A 23,332-nucleotide genomic window follows, 5' to 3' on the forward strand; every position below is an offset into this window, starting at 1 on the left:
TGTGAAAATTCAGGCAGCCATCGGCTGCCTCTAACTCCCCCTCCTAATGATTATCATTTTCACGCTCAGTGAGATTTAATTTCCTCAAAGCCTTATGTAGTTTGAATCTTGGTGTATTTCATCCTGATTCAGGCTTGTCAATATTTAGATGCGTTTGCCCTGGAGTGCAATGCCTTTTTTATGGAAGAGACGCAAAGCAAAGAAAGGGGATGCGGAGATATTTCATATCAAATCCAGTTAATCACTTAACGCTCTTTTAGGACTGGGAAGAAGGAATAAAGGTGTACTGAGTTTTGTTCAAAAATCAAATATGGTTGCTAAACTCTGCTGGTTCTCTTGAAATTTGCGGTGATATTGCTTCATTTTTGCTTTCGCTTTCTGATTTATTTCTAGCTTGAGCCTGTAAACTGACTAAAAAATAGGCACTCATAACTAGTTCCCACCATTTTTCTATTTGCTGATAATTCGTAAGTCTAAAATCAGCCCATCCCAACTCATTCTTCCCTTGTTTAAACGCATATTCCACCCAATTACGAAATCCATAAAGATTTCCTAATTAGGCAAATGCGGTGGATAAGCTCTGGATTCAGCAAGGATGATTTTCAGAAGATTGGCCCCAAGATTATTTTAATTTTAGATAATGCTAGTTTCCATAAACAATTTGGACAACTGCTGGACGATATTCTGATCCTGGTATGGAATATTATGAGCAAAAATACCAGGATCTGATCCTCAAAAATCTTCAGAAGAAAGCGCAAGCTTTTGGTTTTCAACTTGTCCCCAAATCCCAAGATAAGGAGGAAGCTTCATTTTATCAAACCCTTTCTACATAAGCTTTACGTCAAGTGTTTCTTGAAAGAGCGTTAACTGTCCGCTTGGCGTAGATGTATGCCTGGACAACTACCCACTTTTGACTACACCCCTTACAGTCATATGAGCATTCATGCTAGTCTATTGCGTACTTTTGCTTATTGACTAATAGCCCTAAAGCCTAACTTGTTAACGATGATGTTTGTGAAGTTGTTCATAATCCTCAAGAGTATCTACATCAATAAGTCCCTCAGCAAAATAAATGCTTGAACAGTTTGAATAATGCTGACGAATGATTTTTCTAGCACCGATATCATCCTGAAGAAGAGCTAGTTCTGAAAATAACGTTTTGTGAAATATAGTAGGAACACCAAGGATACCCGCGTATTCCGAAGCAACTATCATCGAATTTGTAGCTTGATATCTTGTAACAAGTTGATTAATCAGGTCGGAGGAAACAAACGGTTGATCGCATAACATCAGTACGATCGCTTCAATCTCAGATGCGATCGCCCCAATAGCATTTAGTCCACATTGAATGGAACTGGCCATACCAGTTGACCATTTTTGATTATAAACAATGTGGATATCTAAATTTCTCAGATGCGGCTCAATAGTTTCGACGTAAGCACCCAACACAACAACAACTGGCCGACACTGAGAATTAATCGCCGCCTCCGTGATATGTCGAATTAGTGATTTACCTTGGTAAGCTAGGATCTGTTTAGGCTGACCAAGCCTTGTGGAAGCGCCTGCTGCCAAAATTATAATGCCAATGTTAGACATGGTTGCTCTAAGAGAGAATGGATCGAGCCTAGGCGATCGCGCAAGAAACTACCCCTACCTCCGCCAATTACAGCTTGAATTTCTGCCACGATGGACAGGGCGATTTCTTGGGGTGTTTCCGCAGCAATGTCTAGTCCTACAGGGTTATAAATTCGTTGTTCTTGTGCAGATGTGGTAATGATATTTTCTTCAGACAGATCATCCCACAATTTTTGCATCCGGCGTTTTGGGCCTAACACTCCCAGGTAACGCACCTGGGACGGAATCAGAGTCTTGAGAAATGCTAGATCGCTTAGATAGCGGTGTGTCATGACAACTGCTACAGTTTGCGGTGTCAGCAAATGTTTGTATGAGTGGGAATCATTGAGTTCGCACCAGAGAATTTGGTCAACTTGAGGAAAGCGATCGCCCCTCAAATACCCTGGTCGATCATCAATTACGGTAACGTGCCAACCCAGATGTTTCGCCAAATGCACCACGGGAATCGTATCATATCCAGAACCAAATACGAGCAGTGGTACTAATGGATGAATTACTTCAATCAACACATCAACGCGTCCTTGAGGTAAAGTATATGATTGTACGCAAGTTTGTTTTTTTCTCAGTGCTTGGTGAGTGTCTATTTCTATCTTTTGAGCAATGAAAATATTAGCAACGTGATTGATGACAGTGCCATCTGATTTCAGCATCATTCGAGAACCAACTGTAATATCTGACGCTCCCTCTATTTTAAAGACAGTAGCGATCGCTCCCACTTGCCCAGACTGCAAACAATCTTGAATGAAAGACATTTGGCTCGCAGCAGTTTCATCACCTAAAGATTCAATCAAAACATCGACAACGCCATTACACCCCAACCCAAAGCCAAATACAATGTCTTCATCCGATGTAGTGTCATATCTTACTACTATCGCTTCACCACCGCCAAACATCAGCGATTGCGCCCGTTCAAAAACATCACCTTCCAAACAGCCACCGCTAATCGCACTAATCATTTGTCCATCTTCAAGCAATAACATCCTCGCCCCTGATCGGCGATAAACCGAGCCACTTGTTTGTACTACCGTTGCTAAAGCACTACGCTGTGCTGACTTTTGGCTATGTACAAATGCTTGCAGGATATGCTGTAACTCATTCATATAGTTATTGCTCACTTACGGAACTATGTAAATGTAATAGCGCTAAATTTGCGGCAGCAAATTCTACAAGAGTTTGTCAGGCGTGATGGGCAAATCTCTGATTCGCTTGCCGGTCGCGTGAAAAACCGCATTGGCGATCGCCGCCGGAATTCCGACCATACCGAGTTCGCCCATGCCTTTAACACCGAGCGGATTGACGATTTTATCGTCCTCCTCAACAAAGATCGTTTCGATCTCCAGAATATCGGCATTAACCGGCACATGGTAGTGCTGCAAATTCGGGTTCATGATCCGCCCGTAACGATGGTCGATTTCAGTCGCCTCTTGCAGTGCCATGCCGATGCCCCAGACAACGCCGCCAATTTCCTGGCTGTGCGAGGCCTTCGGATTCATGATCTTGCCGCTGGCAGTCACTTCAATGGCCCGCGTAACGTGGACAGTCCCCACATCCGGATCGACCTTCACTTCAATGAACTGCGCGCCGTGCGCCAACGTCGCATACTTCTCGCGCTCCTCTGAGGGAAGCGACTCGAATGTTTCCGTGATTGCGGTGAGACCATTACGCTTCATCACTCCGGAGATGTTGACGAAACGCGATGGGTCGTTTTTTAGTCGCAGTCTCCCGTCGAGCATCTCGACATCGGCGGCGGCTGCCCCCTTGAGCGGAGAATTCGGTTCCTGGTTCGCGAGTGCGAGCAACTTCGTGCCGATCGCCAGAGCCGCGCCGCGCACGGCCGAGCCGACGCTCGCCGTCGTCCAAGATCCCCCCTGCGACGGTGCCAGAGGGAACTTCGTGTCGCCGAGTTCAAATTTCACTTGCTCCAACTTCAGCCCCAGATACTCGGCAGCGATCATGGTCATCACCGTGTAGGTGCCGGGGCCGATGTCGCTGGTCGCACTAGCAACTTGCGCCGTGCCATCCACCCGCAGCGTGATGAGGGCGGCAGCAGGCATCTGGAAAGCGCCCCAGACGCCGGTTGCCATACCCCAACCGACGAGTAGGCGTCCGTCGCGCATTGAGCGCGGCTCAAACTGGCGCTTCTTCCAACCGAATTTTTCCGCGCCGAGCCGATAGCACTCCCGCAACGCCTTACTCGAAAATGGCTTGCCGCTCTCAGGGTCTACTTCGGCGTAGTTGATCAGCCGTAGTTCGAGCGGGTCGATCTTGAGCACGTAGGCCAGCTCGTCCATCGCGCATTCGAGCGCGAACATACCGCTAACGGCCCCCGGTGCACGCATCCAGGTCGGGGTGGGGAGGTCAGTGTTGGTAATCTTCAGCGGCGCGTAGAGGTTCGGGCAGGCGTAGACCTGGCGCGTGAAAAGCGTGGTTTCGTCTGAGAACTCCTCGATGTTGGAGGTGTTGTGTACGACTTCATGAATCATCGTGGAGAGCTTTCCCGATCGCTCTGCGCCGAGCGCGACCTTCTGAATCGTGTACGGACGATAGCCGTGGCCAGTGAACATTTGTGTGCGCGTATAGACGACCTTGACTGGGCGTTTGAGTTCGCGGGCCGCCATTGCTGTCAGCGCCGGATAATAGTTCGGGCGCAGCGACGATCCGAAAGCCCCGCCGACGAAGGGTGAAAGCACGCTCACGTTTTCCTCGGGCACGCCGAAGCTCGAAGCCAAATGTGCGCGCACGCCATAGACCCCCTGCGTCTTGTCGAAGATCGTGAGCTTGTCGCCTTGCCAGACCGCGATGGCCGCGTGCGGCTCTATGGGGTTGTGGTGCTCGATAGGAATGCGGTACTCGGCCTCTACCTTCACAGCCGCTGTACGCATCGTCTCTTCCGGATTACCGCGCGTTAAAGTATGTTCAACAACTAACGGCTGAGTCTCAATCGCCGCTGTACGCATCGTCTCTTCCGGATTACCGCGCGGCTTTAGAGGCGGAGCTTGGGTGGGGACGCGCGCGATCGCTCGCACCGCCTCGGTGTCGGTCGTGTGCGGCTCTGTGTTGTAGGAGACTTTGACCAGACGTGCCGCATAACGCGCTTGCTCGTATGTCTCGGCGACGACGAGTGCCACAGGCTGCATATTGAAGAAGATTTTGTCGGACTGGAGCGCCTGAAACGACTTGTCTTGCTCATCGGTAGCGCGCGACGGAGCCTGCACCATAGAAAACTTCGGATCGAGCTTTGGTGTGTTCAGGTGCGTGAAGACGCGAATTACGCCCGCAGCGCGTTCAGCCTCACGCGTGTCGATTGATTTAATCGTGCCCTTTGCTACGGTTCCCAGCACGATAAAACCGTAAGCGAGATTGGAAACCTGAAATTCTGCGGCGTATTTTGCCTTGCCCGTCACTTTTGCGATGCCGTCTACGCGGCTCATTTCTTTTCCGATGTATCTTGCCATTTCTTTTATATTCTCCCTACTTACGCAACACCGCCCGACATCGCTCGCTGCAAAGCGAGAACAATGGCGCGTTTTCCGAGTTCGACTTTATAACCGTTATGTTCAAGCGGTTTCGCATCTTTGAAAGCCACTTCGGCAGCAGCCCGAAAAGTTTCTTCCGTCGCTGGTTTTCCGATCAAAACTCTTTCCGCTTCGCCTGAACGCCAAGGTTTATGCGCGACGCTTCCCAAAACAACGCGTGCCTGTTTGATGTTGTTGCCTCTTGTTTCTAAAGCAGCAGCCACGGCAAGCAGTGCGAAAGCATATGAAGTGCGATCGCGAACTTTTAGGTAATAAGACTTGTCGGCGAAGTTATTCCTCGGCATTTCGATGGCGACGATCAATTCCCCATGCTGAAGATTGTTATCTTTTTCCGGCGTTTCGCCCGGCAAGCGATGAAAATCCTGGATCGGGATTGTGCGTTCTTGCCCGTTCGTGCCGCGAATCCTCACTACTGCGTCAAGCGCATAAAGCGCATTCGCCATATCGCCCGGGTAAGTCGCCACGCATTTATCGCTGTAGCCAAAAATGGCATGAATGCGATTAAGCCCCTGAAGCGCTCCACATCCGCTGCCAGGCTCGCGTTTGTTACACGGCATAGCGATGTCGTAAAAATACTGGCAACGGGTGCGCTGCATTAAATTTCCCCCGTTGGTCGCCATATTGCGAAGCTGTACGGAGGCACCAGCTAAAATCGCCATTGACAGAAGCGGGTAATTTTGCCGGACGAGCGCATGGTTAGCCGTATCAGTATTTTTGGCTAACGCGCCGATAGAAATTCCGTTCGAGGTCGATCGAATTTCCGCCAGATTCAAACCTAAGATGTCAACAAGTTCGCTGGGACGCTCGACGTATTCTTTCATCAAATCAATCAAATTTGTCCCGCCTGCGAGAAACTGTGCCGTTTGATTAGCGGAAACGGTGCCAACGGCGCTTGCTGCGTCGGTTGCGCTAGAATATTTAAACGATTTCATCGGCTTTGCCCTCATTGAATGCAATGGCAATTTCTTCATCGCTTGCAAAATGCCTGGTCTGGGCTGTTTCGCGCCCGGAATGAACTTCTCTGATTGCCGCAACGATTCCTGGATAAGCGCCGCAACGGCAAATGTTGCCGCTCATGCGTTCTCTGATTTCTTCATCAGAGAGATATAAATTCTGGGGACTCGTCCGCAAATTATTAGTGACGTGACTCACGTCGCCGTTTTTGGCTTCCTGCAAAAGCGCCACTGCCGAACATATCTGCCCCGGCGTGCAGTAGCCGCACTGGAAGCCGTCGTGTTTGATGAACGCCGTCTGCATCGGATGAAGATTGTCGGCGTCAGCCAGCCCTTCGATGGTCGTCACCTCTTTTCCCTCGCAGCTCGCGGCAAGTGTCAGACACGAAAGCACGCGGCGTCCGTCAACGATCACTGTACAAGCACCGCACTGTCCTTGATCGCACCCTTTTTTGGTGCCGATCAATCCAAGTCTTTCGCGTAGAGCATCGAGCAGCACCGTGCGCGAATCCACTTCCAGGCGTTGAGTAGAGCCGTTGATTTTCAACAGGACCTTAACGGCGTTTTCCACCCCAGCGGTCGAAGCGAACACTGCGTCGGGCGAAGCGGTGAGCGTGGCAAAGACCTCCTCTTTAGCCAGCAGGTGGAAGGCGAAAGTGCCGAGTGCCGCAGCCATGTTTTGCCCCAAGAATTTTCGGCGAGCAGCACCAACAATACCGAGTTCGTCAAGTATTGTTTTTTCGTCCGCGCTGAGTTGCTCATCGCTTTCGGTTAGATCGAAATCTTGTCGTTCTTGATTGTCGTCCATGATTCTCCTTGCAACATTCTCGAACAAGCCCTAGACAAGTGTTTGTTTTTCGCGCCGACTCTTCTCACGGTCTGCACCCACCAAAGGCGCAGAAGCACCTTTCCAAGTAATACACGGTAAATCCACCGTTTTTTTGTTAAGCAATATTTCGCCAACGGTATCCGTATCTCGGCGGCCACCCAAGAAGGCTTATTTAAACCTGTGGTAGCTCATAGATACCCCAATAGTTAATATCATGCTTCTTCAAAATGACTTCAGCATTTTGAATCTCCTCATCTTTGCCTTTTAGTACTAGTAAATATTCACAGCACTGGATGCGATCGCAATAACGTCTAGCTCGGTCTTCAGGAATACCTAAACTAGCTAGCACCTTTACTAAATGATTTGTGGCTATAGTACTAACCGCAACACCCGCTACACTGATAATGAATGCTGTTCCAACCGAACCGACTGCAATTATTACTCCAATACCGCCAGGAAGTACCAAACTGCTAAGACCAACTAATACGCTTCCCCAAAAACTTGTAGCTAAAGCGTCACCAACTGCTCCAGTTGTATCTACACTTTGATTGTTGATACGCGAACTGACTGATACTTCGCCAATAGGATTTATGCGATCTGCAAATTTTGCAAAAATCGCAACTTTTTCCATTGGAAAGCTTGAGGCTTTTAATTCATTAACTGATTGCTCCGCTGCTTTACGGTTAGTAAATACTCCAACAGCGTGCTTGTTATCTGTTGTAATCATATTATCCTTATTTCAGTGAGGCAGCACTAGCTCACTAATAAAACCGAAAGTTATTTCAACAAATTAGTAAATAGTGAACAGTAAACTGTTTTTCAGTTGGGAGTCAAAGTTCCTCACCACTATTGCGTGCTACGTTTGAGTTGGGGTCTAAATCTCCAACTCAAACTTTGATAACTGATAACTGCTTTAAACTCTTGCCCTATGGTCAAGAAGACTACGAGAAGCTAATGAAAGCATGATCATCCAAACACCCGTCAACAAAAAATTAATCCCTACAAATACTCCCAATACCCAAACTGCGCTGACAGGCCATTGATACAGAATAAAAATCCCTAGAATAATAGCCATGATACCGCTAAATAGTACCCAACCCCAGTTTGGATCTCGACGCATTTGAAATGCTGCAATCACCTCCAATACACCCTCAATAAAAATGATAAATCCAAAAGCTAAGGTGAGAGAGAGCGCAGCACCAAAGATGTTGCTAATCAACAAAATTCCACCAATGACGTATAGAATACCAACTGCTAGTGTTGTCCAGAAGCCTCGTTTGTGACGTGATTGAAATGCATGAACAATTCGGACGATGCCAGCAATAATTAAAGTCCAGGAGAATACGATTGTGATGGCAATAGTGGCAATAAATGGTTCTGCGATCGCTGCAATTCCGAGCAGAATCATCAAAACACCTAAGACAATTGCCAATGCTGAATTTGTTCTGGTTTCTCTAAAATCTTCAGAAGTCATAGCTTTTCCAAAAATGTTTTGATATGTTGTTAAATTTTGAAAGAGAGACGCGATTAACCCAAGTCTTTCCAAGAGTTATCTCTCCCTTGTACTCCTCTGCCCCCTCTAAGCATTGACCAGTTCAGGTGATAAGCGCTTCAACACCAGTCGCTCATATTCCACATGGACGTAGATTGTGTCGCTTTCGTGGAACTCGCCGCGTAGAATCGCTTTGGCAATTGGAGTTTCTAGTTCTCGCTGAATCGCCCGCTTCAGGGGACGAGCACCGTAAACTGGGTCATAACCGACCTGAACAATCCAATCGAGAGCCTGGTCGGAGATTTTGAGCGAGACTTTACGCTCGCGCAATCGCTCCTCTAAATGCTGCACTTGTAGTTTGACAATTTCGCGCAACTCGTCCTTCCGCAAGCTATGGAAGATAATGATTTCATCAATGCGGTTGAGGAATTCGGGGCGGAAACTTTCTCGCACTGCTTCCATGACGCGATCGCGCATTTGTTCGTACTTGCTATCGTCTCCTGCCACATCCAAAATGTATATTGAACCAATATTGCTGGTCATAATCGCGATCGTATTTTTAAAATCTACTGTGCGTCCCTGAGAATCAGTTAGGCGACCATCATCCAGGATTTGCAGCAGGACGTTGAATACATCAGGATGAGCTTTCTCAATTTCGTCAAACAGAATTACAGAATAAGGTCGGCGGCGAATCGCCTCGGTGAGTTGTCCGCCTTCTTCATAGCCCACGTAACCTGGAGGCGCACCGATGAGACGGGCAACAGCGTGTTTCTCCATGTATTCGGACATATCGATCCGCACCAGTGCATCTTCGGTATCAAACAGATATTCCGCTAAAGCTTTTGCCAGTTCTGTTTTTCCCACCCCGGTCGGGCCTAAGAAAATAAAGCTGGCAATGGGACGATTCGGATCTGCCAACCCAGCACGGGAACGTTGAATTGCATCAGCAGCAGCTCTTACAGCTTCTTCCTGACCAATCACACGTTTATGTAGCTCTTCTTCCAGATGCAAAAGTTTTTGCATTTCCGATTCAACCAGTCTGCTCAACGGAATACCCGTCCACTTGGAGATAATTTCGGCAATGTCAGCTTCGGTGACTTCTTCGCGCAACAAAGATTTACCGCTAGTCTGGATTTGAGCTAGTCGCGCTTCGGTTTCTTCTAGTTGTCGTTGCAGCTCAGTGAGTTTGCTGTATTTCAGTTCTGCTGCCCGGTTGAGGTCGTAATCGCGTTCGGCTTGCTGAATTTCTACATTGACACGCTCAATCTCTTGTCTAATTTGGCGAATGCGATCGATAATTTGCTTCTCTGCCTGCCATTGAGCATTGAGAGCAACTTGGCGTTCTTTTAACTGTGCAAGTTCTCTCTCTATGCGTTCTAACCGCTCTCTGGAAGCACTGTCTGTTTCTTTTTGCAGTGACAGCCGCTCCATTTCCAGTTGCAGAATTTTGCGATCGATTTCGTCTAATTCTTCTGGTTTAGAAGTAATTTCCATTTTTAGTTTAGCCGCAGCTTCATCCACCAAATCAATAGCTTTGTCGGGTAGGAAGCGATCGCTAATATATCTCGCAGACAGAGTAGCTGCCGCAACTAACGCACTATCAGAAATCTTCACGCCGTGGTGTAACTCGTAGCGCTCTTTCAAACCGCGCAGAATTGAGATGGTATCTTCCACACTGGGCTGATCGACATACACCTGCTGAAAACGACGTTCCAAAGCCGCATCTTTTTCAATGTACTTGCGGTATTCATCTAGCGTGGTGGCACCAATACAGCGCAGTTCGCCGCGAGCAAGCATCGGCTTGAGCAAGTTGCTAGCATCCATCGATCCTTGCGTTGCACCCGCACCAACTACAGTGTGAATTTCGTCAATGAACAAGACGATTTGTCCCTGTGCTTCTTGGATTTCTTTTAAGACAGCTTTCAGGCGTTCTTCAAATTCTCCCCGGTATTTGGCTCCGGCAATTAACGCACCCATATCTAAAGCTATTAGTTTGCGATCGCGCAATGATTCCGGGACATCACCACTGATAATGCGCTGCGCTAATCCTTCTACAATTGCCGTTTTACCGACACCGGGTTCACCAATCAGCACGGGGTTATTTTTAGTCCGACGAGAAAGGATTTGAATCGTGCGGCGAATTTCTTCATCTCGTCCAATCACTGGGTCAAGTATGCCCTCACGTGCCAATTGGGTTAAATCGCGTCCGTATTTTTCTAGCGCTTCATATTTAACTTCCGGGTTTTGATCTGTCACTTTTTGACTCCCTCGAATCTGTTGAATGATGTTGCGGAGTTTTTTTTCATCCAGTCCCAATTCTTGAAACAACCCTTTACCAAAGCGATCGTCTTTGGCAAAGGCAAGTATTAAATGTTCAATAGAAATATATTCATCACCAAACTCTTTGCGGTATTGTTCGGCGCGATCGAGCAGCCTCTCTAAACTGTGTCCGATGTATACCGAACCACTGCTAGCCCCCGATACTTTGGGCTGACGGTTGATGAAGTCGATAGTGCGCTCGTGGAGTTTTTGAACATTCACCCCAGCTTTGTTGAAAATAGAACTGGCGAGTCCTTCCTGTTCCAGTAGCGCTAGCATCAAATGTTCGCTCTCAATGTGCTGATGCTGAAACTGCTTGGCAATTTCGGGAGTACGAACAAGGGCTTCCCAGGCTTTTTCAGTAAATTGCTCGGGATTGGTTGGTTGCATAATCGTGCTCCTTAGCTGAGAAATAAATTATTTTGTTAACGCTCTTAATTACGAATTTGTAATTCAGCACGGTAGGCACGCAGTTGCGCCTTGAGTTGGGCAATTTCAGTTACCATATCCAGCACCATTGCTGCTCCGACCCAATTCAAGTTCAGATCGCGGTGCAACCTTTGAATCTGCACAACGCGAAACATATCCTGTCGGCGCAGCATGATTCCTACAGGTTCAATTAATCCCAGGTGGGCAAATCGTTCTAGCAAAAAAACCGAGGTCTGGGTGAGGTAGGCGGCTTGCTCGAAACTATAGAGGCGATCGCCTGCTTCTGACCACACCACACTAGACAAACTCAGGTTAGAAATCATAATCGCACCTCTTCTAAGCCTTGACGGGGATTAAAACTGCTAACTTGTCGCAATTTTTCATAGCACTCTCTTTCTTGGGGACTCAAATCTTTGGGTGTCACAATTTTTAACCGCACAATCAAAGCGGTACGATTGCCTTTTGGATCGCGCCAGCCCTTGCCACGTAGCCGGAGTGCTTGGCCGGAATCCACACCGGCCGGAATCGTCATCGTTACCTTGCCATCAGGCGTAGGAACATCTATTTGTGCGCCAAGTACTGCTTCTTCTGGGCTGACAGGTAGTTCACAAGCAAGATTGTCGCCCTCAAATTTGAAGAAAGGATGGGGCAATAATTCAATTGTCAGATACAAATCAGCGCGTTGCTGACTAAAAGGACTCATCTGTCCTTTGCCTTTGACTCGAATGCGGCTTCCCGATTTTACTCCCGGCGGAATGCGAACAGTGATAGTTTCTCCATCAATTTGTAGCCGCTTCTGTGTACCGTGAAACGCTTCAGAAAAAGTGAGAGCGATCGCCGCTTCCGTATCCTGTGCGGGAACATTAGTGAAGCGGCTGGAGGGGTCTTCTCCATACCCAAAATCTACGTAGTCCCGGAATCCTTCTGGTCTTGTTGTGTGATAATTAGCTCCGCGCTGCCTTGTACGACCGCCACTGCGACCTAACCCTCCCAGCAATTCATCAATGAAATCATCAAAGTTGCCATACTGGCTAAAGTCATAACCTTGTGTACCCGCCCCTCTGGGTGGAGATGCACCCGCCGCAGCCTGTTGCCAGTACTGACCATACTGGTCATACTTCTGGCGTTTTTCCGGGTCGGACAGCACTTCATTAGCTTCGTTAATTTCTTTGAACCGCGCTTCCGCTTGCTTATCGTTAGGATTTAAGTCCGGGTGATATTTCCGTGCCAATTTCCGGTAGGCTTTTTTGATATCCTCCGGAGTGGCGTTCTTACTGACACCGAGAATTTGGTAATAATCTTTGAAATCGGTTGCTGCAACCATCAGCACCTCTTGAAATTAACGCGATGGGACGGGTGGGCAGGGGCATGAGGAAGATGAGGGGTAAGGGGGAAAGGGTAAGGGGAAAAGGGCAAGAAAGTAATATTAATGTAATTTATTATGCCTTTACCCTTTACCCGAATGGCACGAAGAAAAGGTGAAACCTTCTCAGGGCAGGGTGTTGGGGGTAGAGTGTTGGGTGTAGTGTTTCAGATAATTGAATGCAACTGCGTCAAGGAGTTCAACATCTTCTTAATTCCCCACACCCTACACCCCACACCCAAAAGCCAGGAATACCAAGGATTTACGCTTTTCTTAGTGCCATTTCCCTTTACCCTTTAACCTTTTCCCTTTCATTTCTGGCTTCTGCCCTTTTCGGGGAATCATCTGGTTTAACGACTTCGGATACTCGGTTGAAGAAACTAGAGAATTGTTCTTGAAGCTTGGCAAATGCGCCTGCTGTGTTCTCACGTGCCTTAACTTGCCGCTCTAGATTTTTAATTGCTTTGTCAAATGCTGCATACTCGCGATCGCCTCTGGCATATCCTAGTTCTTGAGCTAACTTGAGTTGGGTACGAGCATCTTCTAGCAACCTCTGTGCTGCGTCGCGATCCTTCTCTGCTAAAGTAACCGCAGTCACTAGATCGGTATGGGCTTTGACTAGCGGCAGGGGTCGAGCTTGTTCTGTGACCACTAAAGTTGAGAGCGCAAGTTGCAGCACGCCTTTGGCTTCATCAATTTTGCCTTCGTTCAACAACCGAGCTGCCTGCTTTGTTGCATCTGGATATCTCTCTAATGGCAGATTGACGATTGCTGTGCGAATCTCGCTTATCAGGTTGTTCAACAGTTCGCGAGCCGCCGGAAAATCTTCTGCAATTACAACACCCTTCACTTGTTTGCGAATTCGGTCAACCAAATTAAAATCCTGAGGGGCAAAATCGATTATCGCTACCTGAGCCGCCACCGGAATTAGAGCTAGTTTAGGGTATTGTGCCACCAGTATGTCAATTTTTCCAGTTGCTCGTTCTAAAGCTTGAAGTGCTTCTTGAGTCTTTCCCCGCTCAATGGCAGCGATCGCTTTTTTAGTTTCTTCGATTGCGGCGATCGCTTCTCGATCCAGTTTACTTTCAGCCTCAGCTGTTGCCTGTTGCCTCTCCTTTTCAATCTCCTGCTGAAGACTAGTATCAAGCTGATTCAATCTTTCAGGAGATACCGCAGCAGAGCTAACTGCATGAACGGGAGCGATGAATAAAAGCGAGGAAAAAAGAATACCCACGAACAGGACTTGCAGCCTTCTAAAGAATCTGTGATATCGGTTCACGATCATTCTCCTGGTTTATAAACTTGTTTTGCACCTGGATTGAAGAAGGTAGGGGGCGGAGGGGCAGGGGAGCAGAGGGGCAGAGGGGCAGGGGGCAAAGGAGCGGAGGAGAAAAGACTAAAATTACCCTTGATTCTCCCTATCTCCTCTGCTCCTTATCTCCCTATCCTCTTCTCGCCTCCTGCCTCACTTCGGCTACGCTCAGTGACCACCTGCCTTCTAGCTTCATCAAGCTGGTTGGGCGGGGGCGGTTCCGGATATACGTTTGAAGAAACTAGAGAATTTTTCCAGGAGCCGACTCAATGGGTCTGCGGTTCTCTCGTTTGCCCTAACTTGCCGCTCGATATCTTGGATTGCCTGCTCAAGTTCTGCATACTCAGGATCGCCTTTGGCATAGCCCAATTGTTGAGTCAACCTGAGATGGTTGCGAGCATCTTCCAGCAACCTCAGCGTTCTTTCGCGATCGCTGTCTGCTATAGCAACTGCACTCATTATGTCAATATCGGCTCTAAGCAGCGGTAGGGGTCGAGCAACTTCTGTCACCACTAGGGTTGAGAGGGCAAGTTGCAGCACCGTTTTGGCTTCATCGGTTTTACCTTCGTTCAATAACCGGGCTGCTTCCTTCATGGCATCAGGATATGTCTCTAGTGGCAGATTAAAGATTGTTGTGCGAATCTCACTCACCAGGCTGTTCAACAGTTGACGAGCAGTACGAAAATCATCCCCATTCACAGTACTCTTAATTCGATTACGAATTCGCTCAATCTCATTAGAATTGTCAGGGGCAAGATCGATTATATTTACTTGAGCCGACACAGGAACAAAACCCAGTTCAGGGTATCGTGCTACTAGAATTTCAAGTTTTCCTGTTGCTCGTTCTAAAGCTTGAAGTGCTTCTTGAGTATTTTTCTGGTTAATGGCATTAATTGCATTTCGAGTTTCTTTGAGCGCGGAAACTGCTTCTTGATCTACGCATCTTTGAGCTTCATCTGTTGCCTTTTGTCTCTCGTTGTCAATCTCTTGCTGATTACGAGCATCGAGCTGATTCAATGTTTGAGAGTTCATAATCTTCTCCTTGTTTGTTAATTTGTTTTGGGTTTGGAATAGGTGTTTTTTTCATCGCGATCAAACAATTGTTCGATCTACTTCTAAGCCTTTACTAGCCCATTAGTTTTTCCTTTGGTCTTGTACCAGAGGCTTCTCCCCTGCTCCACTCGGACTGCTCCCTTGCCTCTTCGTTGGTTGCAGGCGAGCTACAGCATTGGAAGCACGTGGGGACGGGGATCGGGCGGGAAAGCTTTATCGATCCGATCAAGCTCGGCTTCGGTCAACTGGAGCTCCCCAGCCCCGGCGTTTTCGGCTGCGTGATCTGGGCTAGAGGCCTTGGGGATTGCGAAGAGCGAGGGCCGCCGCACTAGGAACCGAAGCGCAACCTGGCGAGGGGTCGCGTTGTGCGCGGCGGCGATTTCTTGCAGCACGCGGCCTCCGGTCGTGTGCGGATCTGGGAAGTGCCCGTGACCGAACGGGCTGTAGGCGACCACGGCGACGCCATGCTTCTCACACCAAGGAATCACGGCATGCTCGATCGCGCGCTCTTTCAAATGGTAAAGAACCTGGTTGCAGACGAAACGACCCTCGCCGGCGATCGCCCGGGACTCTTCAAGGTCGGGCAGATCGAAGTTGCTCACTCCCCAGGAGAGAATCTTCCCCTCGTGCTGAAGCTGCTCGAAGGCGGCAATTGTGTCCTCCAACGGGTGCTGACTGCACCAGTGCAAGAGGTAGCAGTCCAGTCGATCAGTTTTGAGGCGAGCAAGCGACTTCTCGCAAGCCGCCATCGTCCCGCGCCGAGAGGCATTCTCGGGAAGTACCTTGGAGACCAGGAAGACCTCATCGCGTCGCCCGACGATCGCCTCGGCGACGACTTCCTCGGCGATGCCGTACATCTCGGCGGTGTCAATATGGGTCATGCCGAGATCGAGACCTCGACGCAGCGTGGCGATTGCGGAGGCGCGATCACAGCGATCGATGTACCAAGTCCCTTGACCGATCACCGCGACCTCACGCTTTGTGGAACCAAACCGACGCTGTTCCATGCTTGTTCTCCTGACTAGATTCTTTTCTTTTGCAAGTTAGCAATTACACTTCGTGTACACTGCGCGATTACACTCTGTGTACGCTGCGCGAACGCGCCGATGCGATCCTCACTCTCCATCCTCAGGCTCGTTCCTGATGTCCTCAGGAGATCTCACGTTTATGCGCCGCTACGATACACTGGCTTTTTCGGCGGCAGCGTGTATAGTAATGTCAATCCCACGCATAACACCAATCCGGCGATACCGTTCCACAACGACAGCACAAGCGCTAAGAAGTACAACACGCTAGTTAATATGTACATGCGGGTGAGGTAAGCGATGAATCGACCGTCGAGATTTCTGTTCAGCAATCGATGATTGCGGCTGGCATATAGCCAGATGAGCAGCCATGTCAACACTGATAAGAACAATACCAACGCATACAAGACGACTACGGTTTGCAGCTGCTGTGCGTCAGTAATGCATCTAGCCAGGACCGCCGTTGGAAACGGCAGAAACGAAATACACATCAGAAACAAGAGGTTGAACAGCTTAAATACTTGATCGCTCCGTTCGTAGAGTTGGAAGACGTAGTGATGATTTGCCCAGAAAATTCCAATTACCACGAAGCTGAAAATGTAGGCGAAGTAGGACGGCCACAATACGAATAATGCTGAGGCAAGACTTAGTGTGTTGGTTGTTCCCTCCGTAGAGTTCAACTCTGGCACGCGAATTTCCAGTATCAGCAGCGTGATGGCAATGGCAAACACGGCATCGCTAAACGCTTCAATCCGCTGGGTGTCCGACTCCGCTGATGCTCGTGATTTCTGCATAGTGACTTGATTCTGTGTTCCACCATACCTTTGTGCCTGCTTCGATGACAGTCGAGGCGGCCGTTCTGACGGTCAGGCTTAGGGCAAGATCGTGATCCAGTTTTCCACCGAGGTGATTCCTGGTGCCGACCACGCTGCCCGCTCTGCCTCTTGCTTCTCAGCCCAGGAGCGCACCGCCCCCCTCAGGATGACCTTGCTCCCCTCCACCTCAACCGTGATCCGCAGCGCGGAGACCGACGCGCTGCGGATCAGCGCCTGCTCAATTTTCTGCCTGAGTTCCGACGGCGACACGCGGGGCTTGATGGTGAGCAAGTTGGTCACCCCCTTGACACCTTTCAGGCGGCGGACAACCCGCTCGGCATCGCGCTTCTGGTACTCCCACTCGACCACACCCCTGAGCGTGACCCAGCCCTTGGAGACCGTGACGTCGAGATTATCGATAGACACGCCGGCATCCCACTCCAGTGCATGAATGGCGGCTGCGGCAATGTCGGCGTCAGTGCGCTCGGCAGAGACCGGCAGCTGAACCTCGATGTCGTTGGCCACAGCCAGTACGCCACGGACGCGGTGGGCAGCTTCTTCAGCAGCCCAGCGCTTGTAAAAGGAATCGACCCAGCCTGTGAGCGTAACAACACCGTCTTTGACGGCTACGCCGATTTCGGTAGACTGGACGCGGGAATCCCACTTCAACTCATTCAGCACATCCTTTTGGATTTCCTCGTCAGTTCGGGTTGCGGTTGCAGTTGTCATGGTTGTTTCTCCTTTGAGCTACTCTTATGGTTTAAAACTGCTAAACTTCATTTCAAAGGCTCTAACACCTGCTTCTGCCACAGGATGATCCTGCTCTATGCAGCTTTCTTGGTGCTGTTGTGCGGGTCGATGACGAACTTTTTCGGTGCCCCTTGGTCGAATGTCCGGTACGCCTCTGGTGCTTGGTCGAGCGAGATGAACTCGATGTTTGTGACCTCGCTCAGGTAGTCCATCCGGCCCCCGAGGATGGACTGCATCAGGAGTCGGTGGTACTTCATCACCGGGCACTGCCCCCACATGGCGAACTGCGACTTGATCCATGCCTTGCCGAAGTCGAGGATCAACTTCCCCTGCTTAGCCAGGTCCGTGGGACCACCGGGGTCGGAGCTAGTATAAATGCCAGGGATGCCCATTCCCCCACCGAAGCGAACCACCGACATCAGGTCGTTCAATACAGCCTCCGGCTGCTCGCCAGCGTCTTTCCCATGGCCGTGGGCTTCGAACCCCACGGCGTCCACCCCGCAGTCCACTTCGCGAACGCCAAGGATCGACTCGATCTGATCGGCCAGCGGCACGTCTTGCGTCAGGTCCACAGTCTCGTAACCCGACTTCTTCACCAGCTGCAATCGGGTCTGGTTCACGTCCCCGACGATGATGGCGGAGGCCCCTAGGAGGCGGGCACTGGCGGCGGCACACCGACCCACCGGTCCTGCCCCTGCAATGTACACCGTGGAGCCCGTTCCAACTCCCGCAATGACACACCCATGGTAGCCCGTGGGCAGGATGTCCGAGAGGAGGGTGAGGTCATGGATGCGCTCCATCGCCTGGTCCTTGTCGGGGAACTTCAGCAGTTGGAAGTCAGCGTAGGGGACCATGTGGTACTCGGTCTGCCCGCCTGGCCAGCCGCCCAGGTTGAAGCCGTAGGCTCCGCACGGGAAGTCAGGGTTGGTGTTCATGCAAATGTCGGTGTGCCGCTCCTTGCAGTTGCGGCAGCGGCCGCAGGCGACGTTAAATGGAACCGAGACGAGATCGCCGACCTTAATAAACTCCACGTCCCGGCCCACCTCGACGACCTCACCAGTAATCTCATGACCCAGCGTCATCCCCTCTGGAACGGCGAAGCGGCCCCGGTAGATGTGCTGGTCGCTACCGCAGATGTTCGTGGTGACCACCTTGAGAATGACACCGTGCTCGCACTTCTTGCCACGAGGGTCAACTAGTTTTGGGAAGTCGATACTTTGTACCTCGACTTTCCGAGGACCCACATAGACTACTCCACGATTGCTTACCATAGCTTGTTCATCCTCTTTCTATGGTTTGAACTACTAAATTTCATTTCAGGCCCCCTCAGCTAGTTTCACGGGGCGCAACAACATCGCATTGGCTGCCACAAGTACTCAAGGGAGGAAAAAAGAAAGCCCACGATCAAAACTTGCAGCCCTTTAAGGAGTCGGTGATATCAGTTCATGATGGTTCTCCTAGTTTTTTAAGTTGTTTTGTGACTGGAATAAGTGCCTTGTTCCTCGCGATGGGCTACGCCCCACCGTAGGTGATCGCAACTCTGGAAATTTACGATCTGACTTTAGACCTGGAATAAGTGCCTTTTTCGTCGCGATCGAACACCTGTTTGACCCGATCCCAAGCCTTCGTCAAGGCATTATCTTTTCCATTGGCTTCTCTGAACGACCGATTGTAGGTATCAACAAAAGTTTTTTGTGCGTCGTCCGACAGATTTGCTCTAATTTCTGGTGAAATCTGCTCATTATCTGCCAGTTCACCTTTTGGTTGACGGGGAATCTTCATGTCAGTGATAGCGACTTCTTCCGCACCCGCACTTTCTAACAGTGAGACAACTTCGTCTGCTTGTTCTTGTGGCACTTCCGCGACCAGTAAAAACTCACCTGCTTTCAGGCGTGTTTCGTAAATAGCAGCTTTGTCCTCCGGCATACCCATTGCGATTAAGGCAGCTCCAATGCCTGCTCCCAAGGAACCATATAAAGCACCGCCTGCCGCTCCTAATAATGCTGCTCCCAAAGGGCCTGCTGCTACTACGGTTCCTAAAAAGGGAATGAACAACACGCCCACGCCCGTAAGTAAAGCCAAGAGAGAACCAAACAGCGATCCAAAAATCGCTCCGGTGGCGAGTCCATCCAAGATCACATCTTGTTTAGTCACAAATCCGGAGATACGAGTTTCAGCATGGAAATTGCGACCAATAATCGAAATGTGATCTTTGGGAATACCGCGATTGATTAGACGCTCAACCACTTCTTGCATCTTCTTTTCATCTTTGAAGATAGCAGAGACACTTTTGAGGGCGGTTTTTTCAGATGTAGAAGTCATAAAAATTACTCCAAATTAAAGAACTAGATAGCATCACGAAATGTGGCGCAGATTTAAGGATGCGGGGATAGGAAGAGAGTATTTGATAATTTCACTGCGTCACCCAGAGGGTGACGCACGCAGGCTCCCTAAAGCAGTTCCTTTAACTCTGAGAACCAGAGCAACGGACTGCTCACTGCGTCTTGTTACTTTTGTTCCACAAAGTCTGCATCAATGACATCTTCACCACTGCGTTGTCCGTCTGCGGAGGTACCGCCATCTGGAGATGCGCCTGCTTGTGAGTAGACCGCAGTGCCGATTTGCATCAGGGCTTGTTGAATTTCGTTGGTGAGAGACTTCATGCGATCGATGTTGTTCTGCTCAATTGCCTGACGCAAGTCTCGAATTAAGCCTTCCACGCGGGACTTATCTGCTGGTGGCACTTTGTCACCCAAATCCTGAAGCTGTTTCTCGGCTTGATAGGCGACAGAATCCGCCATATTTTTGGTATCAATTTGTTCGCGCCGCCTACGGTCTTCTTCCGCATTGCGCTCGGCTTCTTTCACCATCCGTTCTACTTCAGATTTGTCGAGGGTAGACGCACCTGTGATGCTAATGGACTGTTCTTTACCTGTGGCTTTTTCTCTGGCAGTTGCTGACAGAATCCCGTTAGCATCAATGTCAAAGGTAACTTCGATCTGTGGCATACCTCTGGGAGCTGGAGGAATCCCATCTAGTCGGAAGGTTCCCAGGCTCTTGTTGTCGGATGCCATTTCGCGTTCACCTTGCAGAACATGGATTTCTACGTTTGTTTGTGCGTCAGCCGCCGTTGAGAACACCTCAGACTTCTTCACTGGGACAGTGGTATTGCGCGGAATAATCTTGGTCGTCACACCACCTAGAGTTTCAACACCCAGCGACAACGGCGTAACATCTAGGAGCAGTACGTCTTTTACCTCACCCCCAAGCACACCCGCCTGAATCGCTGCACCCACTGCTACGACTTCATCCGGGTTGACACCCTGGTGCGGGTCTTTGCCTATTATCTGCCGTACCAGTTGCTGGACAGCCGGCATTCGAGTTGCACCACCCACTAGGATTACTTCGTCAATATCTGCGGGACTCAGTTTAGCATCGCGCAGAGCTTGTTCGACAGGAATGCGGCTACGATCGAACAAGTCGGCGCACATTTGCTCGAACTGTACCCGCGTTAAGGTCATATCTAGATGTTTCGGGCCTTCCGGGGTTGCGGTAATAAAAGGTAAGTTAATGTTCGTCTGTGTTGCGCCTGACAGTTCAATTTTGGCTTTTTCTGCTGCTTCGGTGAGGCGTTGCAGGGCTTGTTTGTCTTTACGCAGATCGATGCCTTCGTTACGCTGGAATTCGGTTGCTAGCCAGTCTACGATTCTCTTATCAAAGTCATCACCGCCCAAGTGGGTGTCGCCACTGGTAGCTTTCACTTCAAACACACCATCACCCACTTCTAGGATAGACACGTCAAACGTTCCACCACCTAAGTCAAATACCAAGATAGTTTCGTTAGTTTTCTTGTCAAGTCCGTAAGCGAGGGCAGCCGCCGTTGGCTCGTTGATAATTCGCAGAACTTCAATCCCGGCAATTCTACCGGCATCTTTGGTAGCCTGCCGTTGAGAGTCATTGAAATAGGCAGGGGTGGTAATTACCGCTTGCCTCACTGGTTCCCCCAGATATGTGCTGGCATCATCTATCAGCTTGCGGACTACCTCAGCCGCGATTTCTTCGGGTGAAAATTCCTTGTTCAGAGCGGGGCAGTGTAGCTTGACATTGCCATTACTGTCACGTGCCACTTTGTAAGTAACTTGTTTTGCCTCTTGGGTGACTTCATCATACCTGCGCCCGATGAACCGCTTAACGGAGTAAAAGGTGTTTTCTGGGTTCATTACACCCTGGCGCTTGGCAATTTGCCCGACAAGTTTTTCGCCCTTCTTGGTGTAGGCAACCACAGACGGAGTTGTGCGACCGCCTTCTGTGTTCGGAATAACGACGGGTTGTCCGCCCTCCATTACAGCTATACAGGAGTTGGTAGTTCCTAAATCAATACCAACGATTTTTGCCATCGTTAGCAACCTCCTTCAAAGATTGGGATAAAAAATTGATAGTCTGGATTCAGGACAAGTTGAATAAATGGTATTAAGAAGTCAGAGGGCAGAAGGGGAATCCCCATAAATAAATTTAGGGGATTTAACAACGGCTTCTGAAAGTAAGGGTTTCCCGACTTGAGCAAACTGGCGTGGGCTTGTGACCTTTTGGCAGAGGGAAGAATCTATCCTTGAACCTTCTGCCCTCTGGCTCCTTAGCACTCAGGATTCGGCTGCGTTTTGAATCGCGGCTAACAATGAACGGAGGTCGTAAGAGCCATCGTGGCGCACACCGTTGATGAAAAAAGTCGGCGTGCCGTTGACCCCGCTCTGGATTCCGCTGAGTAAGTCTTCGCGTATCTTGGCTGCGTGGGCGTGCTCGGCGAGTTCGTGACTAAACCGAGGCACATCAAGACCGAGGTTAGCGGCATATTCTATTAGATGTTTGCGATCGAGCGCCTGTTGATGTTCAAAGAGATGGTCGTGCATCTCCCAGAACTTACCTCGCACCCCAGCGGCTTCTGCTGCTTCTGCTGCCTGCTTGGCGTGGGGATGCACGTTAGTTAACGGGAAGTGGCGGTAGACAAAGCGCATGAGATCCCCGGTCAACTGCTGGAGTTCTTTGACGATGAAATGGGCACGACCGCAATAGGGACACTCATAGTCGCCGTATTCCACGAGGGTGACGGGTGCATTTTTTGGCCCTCGGATATGGTCGCGTTCACCTTCAGGTGTGCCGTTCGCGGTAGCGTCTCTGAAAGAGAAGGCATCGCTAACTGGGAGGCTAAGTTCGCCTGTTGCTGTTGTGATCATGTTGTCACCTCCTGCTCTTAAGGGAGTGCTTTGGAAAACATTGCGTCACTGCCCTTGCCCGTTGCCCCTGTGCCCGTCACCTAAGTTTACTTTCACAACCTTGTTCCTATCTTCTTCAGCCTTGGGCAGCCTCAGCTTGAGAATGCCATCTTTGTATTCTGCTTGCACCTGATCGTGCTGGACACGGGTAGGCAACGGAATTACGCGCTGAAACCTGCCATAGCGGAATTCGGTGCGGGTGATGCCTCTTTCTTCCGTTTTGATTTCTGACTTGCGCTCACCGGAAATAGATACTGCCTCTGGCGATACCTGCACATCTAGGTCTTTGGGGTCTACACCGGGAATTTCTACCTTGAGATGAACCGCATCGGGGGTTTCTTGAATCTCTGCGGAGGGAATAAAGGCAATGCCTTCCTCTTCTCTACGACCTGTCGGTGCTATCTCATCAAACAAGCGGTTTAACTGCCGCTGCAAACTTTCAACTTCTCGGAAAGGTTCCCAACGAACGAGTGCCATAATTTTAAGTCTCCTGATGATCTATACTTGAGTGTTTAGAATTCTGCATTAGACTGGGTTTTGTCAGTCGCTGA

22 protein-coding genes and 1 pseudogene are annotated in these 23,332 nt (G+C 49.6%); 1 reads left to right on the forward strand and 22 read right to left on the reverse strand.

The annotated features are described in order from the left end of the window. Positions 1–304 precede the first annotated feature (304 nt). The 12 genes and pseudogenes from FD724_RS33170 to FD724_RS33225 form a co-directional block, all read right to left on the reverse strand. Positions 305–556, reverse strand: a pseudogene (locus tag FD724_RS33170) (IS701 family transposase); the annotation flags it as partial. A 443-nt stretch (positions 557–999) separates the two neighbouring features. Further along, the gene (locus FD724_RS33175) at positions 1,000–1,596 is read right to left on the reverse strand and encodes an NTP transferase domain-containing protein (RefSeq protein WP_179075959.1); all 597 of its coding nucleotides are present in this window, start codon (positions 1,594–1,596) and stop codon (positions 1,000–1,002) included. Then, entirely contained in the window at positions 1,575–2,735 is a 1,161-nt protein-coding gene (locus FD724_RS33180) for an XdhC family protein (protein ID WP_179075960.1), read from the reverse strand. Before FD724_RS33180 ends, FD724_RS33175 begins: the two co-directional genes overlap by 22 nt. 63 nt (positions 2,736–2,798) lie before the next feature. After that, on the reverse strand, positions 2,799–5,090 hold the full coding sequence (locus tag FD724_RS33185) for a xanthine dehydrogenase family protein molybdopterin-binding subunit (RefSeq protein ID WP_179075961.1): 2,292 nt from the start codon (positions 5,088–5,090) through the stop codon (positions 2,799–2,801). Between the two features lie 20 nt (positions 5,091–5,110). Beyond that, complete coding sequence (locus FD724_RS33190; RefSeq protein ID WP_179076024.1) at positions 5,111–6,103, reverse strand: xanthine dehydrogenase family protein subunit M; 993 nt, start codon at positions 6,101–6,103, stop codon at positions 5,111–5,113. After that, positions 6,090–6,932, reverse strand: a complete 843-nt coding sequence (locus tag FD724_RS33195) for a 2Fe-2S iron-sulfur cluster-binding protein (protein ID WP_179075962.1) — start codon at positions 6,930–6,932, stop codon at positions 6,090–6,092. Before FD724_RS33195 ends, FD724_RS33190 begins: the two co-directional genes overlap by 14 nt. A gap of 30 nt (positions 6,933–6,962) precedes the next feature. Continuing rightward, positions 6,963–7,115, reverse strand: a complete 153-nt coding sequence (locus tag FD724_RS33200) for a hypothetical protein (RefSeq protein ID WP_179075963.1) — start codon at positions 7,113–7,115, stop codon at positions 6,963–6,965. Positions 7,116–7,125: 10 nt separating this feature from the next. Then, positions 7,126–7,680, reverse strand: a complete 555-nt coding sequence (locus FD724_RS33205; RefSeq protein WP_179075964.1) for a general stress protein — start codon at positions 7,678–7,680, stop codon at positions 7,126–7,128. A 186-nt stretch (positions 7,681–7,866) separates the two neighbouring features. Then, complete coding sequence (locus tag FD724_RS33210; RefSeq protein ID WP_179075965.1) at positions 7,867–8,427, reverse strand: HdeD family acid-resistance protein; 561 nt, start codon at positions 8,425–8,427, stop codon at positions 7,867–7,869. Between the two features lie 105 nt (positions 8,428–8,532). After that, on the reverse strand, positions 8,533–11,154 hold the full coding sequence (gene clpB / locus FD724_RS33215) for an ATP-dependent chaperone ClpB (RefSeq protein WP_179075966.1): 2,622 nt from the start codon (positions 11,152–11,154) through the stop codon (positions 8,533–8,535). Between the two features lie 44 nt (positions 11,155–11,198). Further along, positions 11,199–11,516: a chaperone modulator CbpM gene (locus FD724_RS33220; protein ID WP_179075967.1), complete on the reverse strand. Its 318-nt coding sequence runs from the start codon at positions 11,514–11,516 to the stop codon at positions 11,199–11,201. Next, positions 11,513–12,517: a DnaJ C-terminal domain-containing protein gene (locus FD724_RS33225; RefSeq protein ID WP_179075968.1), complete on the reverse strand. Its 1,005-nt coding sequence runs from the start codon at positions 12,515–12,517 to the stop codon at positions 11,513–11,515. The genes FD724_RS33220 and FD724_RS33225 overlap by 4 nt, the downstream gene beginning before the upstream one ends. Positions 12,518–12,634: 117 nt before the next feature. On the opposite strand from FD724_RS33225, the gene FD724_RS33230 reads away from it, so the two are divergent. Then, positions 12,635–12,856 carry a hypothetical protein gene (locus FD724_RS33230; RefSeq protein WP_179075969.1) on the forward strand — a complete coding sequence of 74 codons (222 nt, stop codon included), beginning with the start codon at positions 12,635–12,637 and terminating at the stop codon, positions 12,854–12,856. Here FD724_RS33230 and FD724_RS33235 read toward each other — a convergent pair. The 10 genes from FD724_RS33235 to FD724_RS33280 form a co-directional block, all read right to left on the reverse strand. Further along, complete coding sequence (locus tag FD724_RS33235) at positions 12,846–13,841, reverse strand: YfdX family protein (protein WP_372726542.1); 996 nt, start codon at positions 13,839–13,841, stop codon at positions 12,846–12,848. The genes FD724_RS33230 and FD724_RS33235 overlap by 11 nt on opposite strands. A gap of 222 nt (positions 13,842–14,063) precedes the next feature. After that, positions 14,064–14,900 carry a YfdX family protein gene (locus FD724_RS33240; protein WP_179075971.1) on the reverse strand — a complete coding sequence of 279 codons (837 nt, stop codon included), beginning with the start codon at positions 14,898–14,900 and terminating at the stop codon, positions 14,064–14,066. Between the two features lie 188 nt (positions 14,901–15,088). Continuing rightward, complete coding sequence (locus FD724_RS33245) at positions 15,089–15,928, reverse strand: aldo/keto reductase (protein ID WP_179075972.1); 840 nt, start codon at positions 15,926–15,928, stop codon at positions 15,089–15,091. Positions 15,929–16,086: 158 nt separating this feature from the next. Next, the gene (locus tag FD724_RS33250) at positions 16,087–16,740 is read right to left on the reverse strand and encodes a TMEM175 family protein (protein ID WP_179075973.1); all 654 of its coding nucleotides are present in this window, start codon (positions 16,738–16,740) and stop codon (positions 16,087–16,089) included. A gap of 78 nt (positions 16,741–16,818) precedes the next feature. Continuing rightward, positions 16,819–17,490, reverse strand: a complete 672-nt coding sequence (locus tag FD724_RS33255; protein ID WP_179075974.1) for a BON domain-containing protein — start codon at positions 17,488–17,490, stop codon at positions 16,819–16,821. Positions 17,491–17,585: 95 nt separating this feature from the next. Beyond that, positions 17,586–18,782, reverse strand: coding sequence for an alcohol dehydrogenase catalytic domain-containing protein (locus tag FD724_RS33260; protein ID WP_179075975.1), 1,197 nt, complete (start codon positions 18,780–18,782; stop codon positions 17,586–17,588). 277 nt (positions 18,783–19,059) lie between these two features. Continuing rightward, positions 19,060–19,833, reverse strand: coding sequence for a ChaB family protein (locus FD724_RS33265; protein WP_179075976.1), 774 nt, complete (start codon positions 19,831–19,833; stop codon positions 19,060–19,062). Between the two features lie 185 nt (positions 19,834–20,018). Further along, on the reverse strand, positions 20,019–21,908 hold the full coding sequence (dnaK, locus tag FD724_RS33270) for a molecular chaperone DnaK (protein ID WP_179075977.1): 1,890 nt from the start codon (positions 21,906–21,908) through the stop codon (positions 20,019–20,021). A 243-nt stretch (positions 21,909–22,151) separates the two neighbouring features. Continuing rightward, complete coding sequence (locus FD724_RS33275; protein WP_179075978.1) at positions 22,152–22,742, reverse strand: thioredoxin domain-containing protein; 591 nt, start codon at positions 22,740–22,742, stop codon at positions 22,152–22,154. Between the two features lie 45 nt (positions 22,743–22,787). After that, complete coding sequence (locus FD724_RS33280; protein ID WP_011316759.1) at positions 22,788–23,258, reverse strand: Hsp20/alpha crystallin family protein; 471 nt, start codon at positions 23,256–23,258, stop codon at positions 22,788–22,790. Positions 23,259–23,332 lie beyond the last annotated feature (74 nt).

The organism is Nostoc sp. C057 (assembly GCF_013393925.1).
Lineage (GTDB): Bacteria > Cyanobacteriota > Cyanobacteriia > Cyanobacteriales > Nostocaceae > Nostoc > Nostoc muscorum_A.

Excerpts from the sequence above, each read along its gene's own strand:
- FD724_RS33195 (WP_179075962.1), bottom strand. The coding sequence starts at position 6,932 with ATGGACGACAATCAAGAACGACAAGATTTCGATCTAACCGAAAGCGAT.
- FD724_RS33190 (WP_179076024.1), bottom strand. The coding sequence starts at position 6,103 with ATGAAATCGTTTAAATATTCTAGCGCAACCGACGCAGCAAGCGCCGTT.
- FD724_RS33275 (WP_179075978.1), bottom strand. The coding sequence starts at position 22,742 with ATGATCACAACAGCAACAGGCGAACTTAGCCTCCCAGTTAGCGATGCC.
- FD724_RS33240 (WP_179075971.1), bottom strand. The coding sequence starts at position 14,900 with ATGAACTCTCAAACATTGAATCAGCTCGATGCTCGTAATCAGCAAGAG.
- FD724_RS33280 (WP_011316759.1), bottom strand. The coding sequence starts at position 23,258 with ATGGCACTCGTTCGTTGGGAACCTTTCCGAGAAGTTGAAAGTTTGCAG.
- FD724_RS33255 (WP_179075974.1), bottom strand. The coding sequence starts at position 17,490 with ATGACAACTGCAACCGCAACCCGAACTGACGAGGAAATCCAAAAGGAT.
- FD724_RS33220 (WP_179075967.1), bottom strand. The coding sequence starts at position 11,516 with ATGATTTCTAACCTGAGTTTGTCTAGTGTGGTGTGGTCAGAAGCAGGC.
- FD724_RS33235 (WP_372726542.1), bottom strand. The coding sequence starts at position 13,841 with ATGATCGTGAACCGATATCACAGATTCTTTAGAAGGCTGCAAGTCCTG.
- FD724_RS33265 (WP_179075976.1), bottom strand. The coding sequence starts at position 19,833 with ATGACTTCTACATCTGAAAAAACCGCCCTCAAAAGTGTCTCTGCTATC.
- FD724_RS33175 (WP_179075959.1), bottom strand. The coding sequence starts at position 1,596 with ATGTCTAACATTGGCATTATAATTTTGGCAGCAGGCGCTTCCACAAGG.
- FD724_RS33225 (WP_179075968.1), bottom strand. The coding sequence starts at position 12,517 with ATGGTTGCAGCAACCGATTTCAAAGATTATTACCAAATTCTCGGTGTC.
- FD724_RS33205 (WP_179075964.1), bottom strand. The coding sequence starts at position 7,680 with ATGATTACAACAGATAACAAGCACGCTGTTGGAGTATTTACTAACCGT.
- FD724_RS33250 (WP_179075973.1), bottom strand. The coding sequence starts at position 16,740 with ATGCAGAAATCACGAGCATCAGCGGAGTCGGACACCCAGCGGATTGAA.
- dnaK (WP_179075977.1), bottom strand. The coding sequence starts at position 21,908 with ATGGCAAAAATCGTTGGTATTGATTTAGGAACTACCAACTCCTGTATA.
- FD724_RS33180 (WP_179075960.1), bottom strand. The coding sequence starts at position 2,735 with ATGAATGAGTTACAGCATATCCTGCAAGCATTTGTACATAGCCAAAAG.
- FD724_RS33230 (WP_179075969.1), top strand. The coding sequence starts at position 12,635 with ATGCCTTTACCCTTTACCCGAATGGCACGAAGAAAAGGTGAAACCTTC.
- clpB (WP_179075966.1), bottom strand. The coding sequence starts at position 11,154 with ATGCAACCAACCAATCCCGAGCAATTTACTGAAAAAGCCTGGGAAGCC.
- FD724_RS33210 (WP_179075965.1), bottom strand. The coding sequence starts at position 8,427 with ATGACTTCTGAAGATTTTAGAGAAACCAGAACAAATTCAGCATTGGCA.
- FD724_RS33185 (WP_179075961.1), bottom strand. The coding sequence starts at position 5,090 with ATGGCAAGATACATCGGAAAAGAAATGAGCCGCGTAGACGGCATCGCA.
- FD724_RS33260 (WP_179075975.1), bottom strand. The coding sequence starts at position 18,782 with ATGGTAAGCAATCGTGGAGTAGTCTATGTGGGTCCTCGGAAAGTCGAG.
- FD724_RS33245 (WP_179075972.1), bottom strand. The coding sequence starts at position 15,928 with ATGGAACAGCGTCGGTTTGGTTCCACAAAGCGTGAGGTCGCGGTGATC.